At 66.5% G+C, this 5,920-nt stretch carries 5 protein-coding genes; 1 reads left to right on the top strand and 4 read right to left on the bottom strand.

Annotated elements, in window-relative coordinates; genetic code table 11:
• Positions 1-105 precede the first annotated feature (105 nt).
• The 4 genes from AC5JJ6_RS37785 to AC5JJ6_RS37770 form a co-directional block, all read right to left on the bottom strand.
• Positions 106-1,056: an aminoglycoside phosphotransferase family protein gene (locus AC5JJ6_RS37785; protein ID WP_496046969.1), complete on the bottom strand. Its 951-nt coding sequence runs from the start codon at positions 1,054-1,056 to the stop codon at positions 106-108.
• Between the two features lie 4 nt (positions 1,057-1,060).
• Positions 1,061-1,609 (bottom strand): molybdenum cofactor biosynthesis protein B, encoded by a 549-nt coding sequence (gene moaB, locus AC5JJ6_RS37780; protein ID WP_044434326.1) that lies wholly within the window; start codon positions 1,607-1,609, stop codon positions 1,061-1,063.
• Positions 1,596-3,305, bottom strand: coding sequence for a lytic transglycosylase domain-containing protein (locus AC5JJ6_RS37775; protein WP_496046968.1), 1,710 nt, complete (start codon positions 3,303-3,305; stop codon positions 1,596-1,598). Before AC5JJ6_RS37775 ends, moaB begins: the two co-directional genes overlap by 14 nt.
• A gap of 283 nt (positions 3,306-3,588) precedes the next feature.
• The gene (locus AC5JJ6_RS37770) at positions 3,589-4,434 is read right to left on the bottom strand and encodes a uracil-DNA glycosylase (RefSeq protein WP_496046967.1); all 846 of its coding nucleotides are present in this window, start codon (positions 4,432-4,434) and stop codon (positions 3,589-3,591) included.
• A gap of 194 nt (positions 4,435-4,628) precedes the next feature.
• Here AC5JJ6_RS37770 and AC5JJ6_RS37765 point away from each other — a divergent pair.
• On the top strand, positions 4,629-5,920 hold a 1,292-nt coding region (locus AC5JJ6_RS37765), incomplete at its 3' end, for an NAD(P)/FAD-dependent oxidoreductase (RefSeq protein WP_496046966.1).

Raw genomic sequence — 5,920 nt, 5'->3', positions numbered from 1 at the left:
CGAAGCGGCAGCCGACAAGCAGGCGCGTCTATGTCGGCTGCCGCTTCGCTTTAGCACGACCTACGGAAGTATTTTCACGCGTCGATCCATGGCTCCTGGTATCAATCACAGCGTCGCCCGCACCCTGGCGATGGTCGCCGGATCGAAGAAGTCCTCGATCCGCGCCTGGACGTGGGCGATGGTGCGCGGGTCGACGCCGGCGCTGTGCGCCGTCGAGCCCTCGACTTTCCAGCGGGCCATCCACGACAGCGTGCGCAGCCATGTCAGCCGCCGGGTCGGGGTGAACCAGGGACGGGTCGATTCGACCACGGCGGGGGGAGCGGCGCTGCTCCAGGTCTCGTAGAAACCGGCCGTCTCATCGGGGGTCAGGACGGCGGCGACATCCGGGTCCCAAGTCGTGGAGGTGTAGAGCGTCGCGTGGGCAAGGTCGATCGCAGGCAGGCCGTCGGTTGCCTTCTCCAGGTCCACGAACCACGCCTTGCCCCCGGCGTCGATCAGGAAGTTGCCGGGATGGGTGTCGGTCCCGACCATCGTGATCGGAGGGGCCGGAGACGTCGGCAGGGTGTGGACCCAGTCCAGTTCGGCGTTCAGATGGGCCAGGGTCTCGGGATGCAACCCGGCCTTGTCGAAGAATGCCGCTTGGCGCTCGATCACCTGGACGGTGGCGATGACGGGGTTGGGCGCCGGGTCTGATGGCAGCGCGTGGATCGCGGCCAGCGCCTTGGCTATCGCGGGGTAGTCTTCCGAAAGACGGGGAGGGCGGCCGGAGATTTCCTCGACCAGCAAGGCGCCCATCGGCAGGTCCGGGCCGGGTTCCAGCGTGCCGATCAGGCGCGGCGTGTGGCCGGAGGGGGCGGCGCGGGTGAAGGCGGTGGCTTGGTGGCGCAGATTGGCGGCGGCGTCCAGGCCGATCTGGCTCCAGCGCGGCACGCGGGCCAGCACGCCGTCGGGCAGGCGGAAATGGGCATGCGCCATTCCCTTGGGCGGCAGGGCTGTGGGCAGCGAGGACAAGTCCAGCCGCTGCTGCAAGGCTTGGGCGAGCAGTGAATCAGGCAATGCTTCAGGCACCGGTTGTTTTCAGGTGCTCCGTCAGGCGCGGCATCAGCTCGACCAGATTGCAGGGACGATGCCTGTTGTCGAGCTGGAACTTGAGGATGCCGTCCCAGGCGTCGCGGCAGGCGCTGGGCGATCCCGGCAGGGCGAACAGATAGGTGTTGCCGGTGACGCCGCCGGTGGCGCGGCTCTGGATCGTCGAGGTGCCGACCTTCTCGTAGCTGATCATGCGGAACAGCTCGCCGAAGCCGGGGATTTCCTTGTCATAGATCGCGTGGAAGGCCTCGGGCGTCACGTCGCGGCCGGTAACGCCGGTTCCGCCGGTGGAGATCACGACGTCGATCGCCGGATCGTCGATCCAGGCGCGGAGTTGGGCGGTGATCGACGGGACGTCGTCCTTGACGATGGCGCGGGCGGCCAGACGGTGGCCGTCGGCGGTCAGCCGCTCGACCAGCGTGTTGCCGGACTTGTCGTCCGCTTCGACCCGCGTGTCGGAAACGGTCAATACCGCGATGTTGACGGCGAGGAAGGGGCGGGACTCGTCAATCTTTGCCATTGGAGGCTACCTGCTGATCTGACTCTTGGCCGGGCTCCTGATCGGGAACGTCGGCGTCCATCGCCATATAAACCGGCCAGCGGCCTCCTGCAATGGCCTCCAGCGACGGAGCCGGCTGGCCCAGGCGCTGCTGGTAGATCCAGTAGTTGGTCAGCACCTGCTCCACGAAGTGCCGGGTTTCCCGGACCGGGATGCTCTCGATGAACAGAACCGGGTCCTTGATCCGGGCCAGCTTCTTCCGCCAGGACTCGAGGTTTCCGGGGCCGGCGTTATAGGCGGCGATGGTCAGGATCAGGTCGTTCTCGATGCCCTTCTGGTCCAGCAGATAGCGGACATAATGCTGGCCGAGCGTCACGTTGGTTTCCGGCTCGTACAGGTCCGGCTTGCGGCCCAGATCGGTCGTCGGGTTGTCGGTCGTCAGCTTGTCGGCGACATAGGTCGCGGTCGCCGGCATCAGCTGCATCAGGCCACGGGCGCCGGCGCCGCTGCGGGCGGTCGGGTCGAATCGGCTTTCCTGCCGCATCAGGGCGAACAGCAGCGCCCGGTCCACCGTGAAGCCGCCGTTCGGCTCCCACGGCGGCAGCGGATACAGCGCCGAGTCGTAGGGAGCGCCGTCGGACGCGGTCAGGACGCTGCCGAGCCGCATGGCGAGCGCCGGCATCCTGCCGGTGTCGGCCAGGGCGATGACGGCCTGTTCCAGCGTGTCGTCGCCGCGCGGGTCGATCCGGCGAAGCTCCTGCTCGGCGGTGTCGCGCTGGCCGGCCTGGAGCAAGGCGATGGCGCGGCGGCCCGCCGGGATTCCCGCCAGCAGGCGGACATGGCGGCGGGTCAGGACGGGAGCGCGCAGGTCGTTCTCTCCCCCCTTGCCCAGCGCTTGTCGGGCGATCAGGCCGTAGAAGGTGCGGGTGTGCCGGGCGGCAAGCTCCAGCCACTTCGTCGCCTCGCCGGAACGGCGGGCGCGCTGGTGCGCACGGGCTGCCCAATAGGCGCCCGCCGCCTGATCCCAGGGGGACGCCGATTCCGTCTGAGCCAGCGCCTGGAACGCCTTGGCGGCCTTGTCGTTCTGCCCGGCCTTCCAGGCGGCAATGCCGACGTTCCAGTTGCCGCTGCGCGTCGCCGACGGCGGTTCCGGCTCGCGCCGGGGCGCCGGGGCAACCGCTATGGCAGCCGAGGCCGGAATGGTCACGGCTGAGGGCGGCAGGATCGACGAGCTTTCGTCATCGGTCGAGGCAAGCTCGACCTTCGTGGCGGCCGGCGTCCTGACCGAGCGTCCGCGCGGCGTGCTGACGGTCGCTCCCGCCGCAAGCCCGCGTACGGAGTCGAAGGCGCCGTTCGGGCCGGTAGGGACCGCGTTGCCGTCGCGCGACGGTGCCGGCGGTTTGCGGTCGCCGCGCGCCATGCGCTTCAGCGCAAGCTGGTAGACCTTGTCAGCCCCGGCATGGTCGGCGTAGCGCTCCAGCCAGCCGCGAAGCTCGCTGTAGGTCGCCTTGTGGGAGGGATGCATAAGCCGCTGGTACTCGACATGGCCCATCAGGCGCATGTCGATGACGTCGGCGATCAGCTTGTCGGCGGCGCGCCAGTCGGCTGCGTCCTGAAGCTCGAATATGCGGCGGTAGCGGTCAGTCTCCTGCTGGTTGAGCTGAGCTTCGTGAATGCCTGGGCGGCTCTGCCGGCTGGGTGCAACCGGACTATCCACCGACCAGGGGGCCGACGACTCTTCAGTTCTGTAAGCGGTGTCCCGGTCGCGCGCTATGGCCTGACCGGCACCCCAAAAAGGGAGCTGGATCAAGACCGTAAGGCACAGGAAGGCACCGCTGAGGAGGTGTGACCGCGAACTTGTTGTGGTTAAATTCGCGTTAACATTCTTCCCTGACATGAGGGACAAATACCGGATGTCGCCTGATGTCACAAGCTTCCATATCTATGTTGTACCTTGGTATGCGCCCCGGCCGGGACTTTCCGCCAACGATTCCAGCCGATTAAGGGGTAAGAAATTTTTTCTTGAAGGCGACGAGATCGCGCCACGAATCCCGCTTCATCGCCGGCTGGCGCAGCAGAAAAGCCGGGTGATAGGTCGGCAGCACGGGAATCGGCCGGGCCGCCGGTCCGGAGGTCAGGGCGGGGGTGAATTCCAGCCAGCGGCCGCGCAGCCGCATGATCCCTTCGGACCGGTCGAGCAGGGCGCTGGCCGAGGTCCCGCCCAGCAGCATCAGGCCTTCCGGCGCGATCAGCTCGATGTGGCGCTCCACGAAGGGCAGGCAGGCCTGGATCTCGTTGGGGTTGGGCTTGCGGTTGCCGGGCGGACGCCACGGCAGGATGTTGGTGATGTAGACGGAGTCGCGGTCCAGCCCGATGCATTTCAGCATCATGTCCAGCAGCTTGCCGCTCTTGCCGACGAAGGGCAGGCCCTGGCGGTCCTCGTCCTCTCCCGGCGCCTCGCCGATCAGCATCAGGCGGGCCTTGGGGTTGCCGTCGGCGAAGACCAGGTTGGTCGCGGTCGCCTTCAGCGCGCAGCCGTCGAACGCCGCCATCGCGGCGCGCAGGTCTTCCAGCGTCTGGGCTTCAGCCGCCATGGTCCGGGCGGTCGCCCCGGCGGCGGGGGTGCCGAGCAGGGCCGGCTGGGCAGGGCCGGGACGGCGTGACTGGGCGGGGGCGCCGCTCGCCTTTGCCGGAGCGTTCCGCCCCTGGGGAGACGGCTGGGCGGATGCTGGGGACGGCTGCGCCACGCGCGGCGCCACCTTCGTCCAATCGGTGGGACTGTCCGAGATCGCCTCGTCGGCGCCGACATCGATGTGCCAGCGCAGCAGGGCGACAATATCTCGCATGTCAATCTGGCTCAATTCTCACCGCTCGGATTCCAACTTGGCCCACGCTCATTCATGGTTTGACCCTGAGAGGGAACCTATGTTCTTTCATCGGCCTTGAACAAGAGATAAGCAGCCAGGGCCGGTTTGCGGAGATGCCGATCCGACGGCATGCACCGGGCGGCCTGATAGAATGCGGTGGGGAAAAAAGAACCATGGAACGCGAGGTAATGGAATACGATGTCGTGATCGTCGGCGCCGGGCCAGCGGGCCTGAGTGCGGCGATCCGGCTGAAACAGCTGGCATCCGAGCAGGAGCGCGAGGTTTCCGTCTGCGTCCTGGAAAAGGGCTCGGAAGTGGGCGCGCATCTGCTGTCGGGCGCCGTGCTGGAACCGCGCGCCCTGAACGAGCTGATTCCGGACTGGAAGGAAAAGGGCGCTCCGCTCAATACGCCGGCGACGGAAGACCACTTCATCTACCTGACGGAGACGAAGTCCTACAAGCTGCCCAACCCGCCGCAGATGAACAATCACGGCAACTACATCATCAGCCTCGGGATGTTCGGCCGCTGGCTGGCCGCCCAGGCCGAAGAGCTGGGTGTCGAGATCTATCCGGGCTTCGCGGCGGCCGAGGTGCTGTACAACGAGGACGGCTCGGTCAAAGGCGTCGCAACCGGCGACATGGGTATCGGCAAGAACGGCGAGCACACCGACAGCTACACGCCGGGCATGGAACTGCACGCCAAGCAGACCATCTTCGCCGAGGGTTGCAGGGGCTCGCTCGCCAAGGGCTTGCAGGAGCGCTTCAACCTGCGCGAAGGCGTCGATCCGCAGACCTACGGCATCGGCATCAAGGAACTGTGGGAGATCGATCCGGCCAAGCACAAGCAAGGTCTGGTCGTCCACACCGTCGGCTGGCCGATGGATGCCAAGACCTATGGCGGGTCGTGGATGTACCACATGGAGAACAATCAGGTCTCCATCGGTTTCGTGATCGGGCTCGACTACGACAACCCGCACCTGTCGCCATTCGACGAGTTCCAGCGCTTCAAGCTTCACCCCGACGTCCGTAAATACCTCGAGGGCGGGCGGCGGATTTCCTACGGCGCGCGGGCGCTGAGCGAAGGCGGGTTCCAGTCGATCCCGAAGCTGACCTTCCCCGGCGGCTGCCTGATCGGCGATACCGCCGGCTTCCTCAACGTGCCGAAGATCAAGGGCAACCATACCGCGATGAAGAGCGGGATGATCTGCGCCGAAGCGGTGTTCGAGAACTTGGCAATGGAAACACCGGCGCCGGAAGCGACCGGCTATACCGAGCGGCTGAAGCAGAGCTGGCTGTGGGAAGAACTGTACCACGTCCGCAACATCCGGCCCTCGTTCCACAAGGGTCTGTGGGGCGGCATCGCCTATTCGGCGCTCGATACCTTCGTGTTCCGGGGCAAGGCGCCGTGGACCTTCAAGAACCACGCCGACCATCTTCAATTGAAGAAGGCGAGCGAGGCTCCGAA

The organism is Skermanella sp. (assembly GCF_059503625.1).
This window is presented reverse-complemented; position numbering and strand designations above follow the sequence as displayed.

What these genes read in the sequence shown, in the direction of transcription:
- moaB (WP_044434326.1), bottom strand. Translation starts at nt 1,609, where the DNA reads ATGGCAAAGATTGACGAGTCCCGCCCCTTCCTCGCCGTCAACATCGCG.
- AC5JJ6_RS37770 (WP_496046967.1), bottom strand. Translation starts at nt 4,434, where the DNA reads ATGCGAGATATTGTCGCCCTGCTGCGCTGGCACATCGATGTCGGCGCC.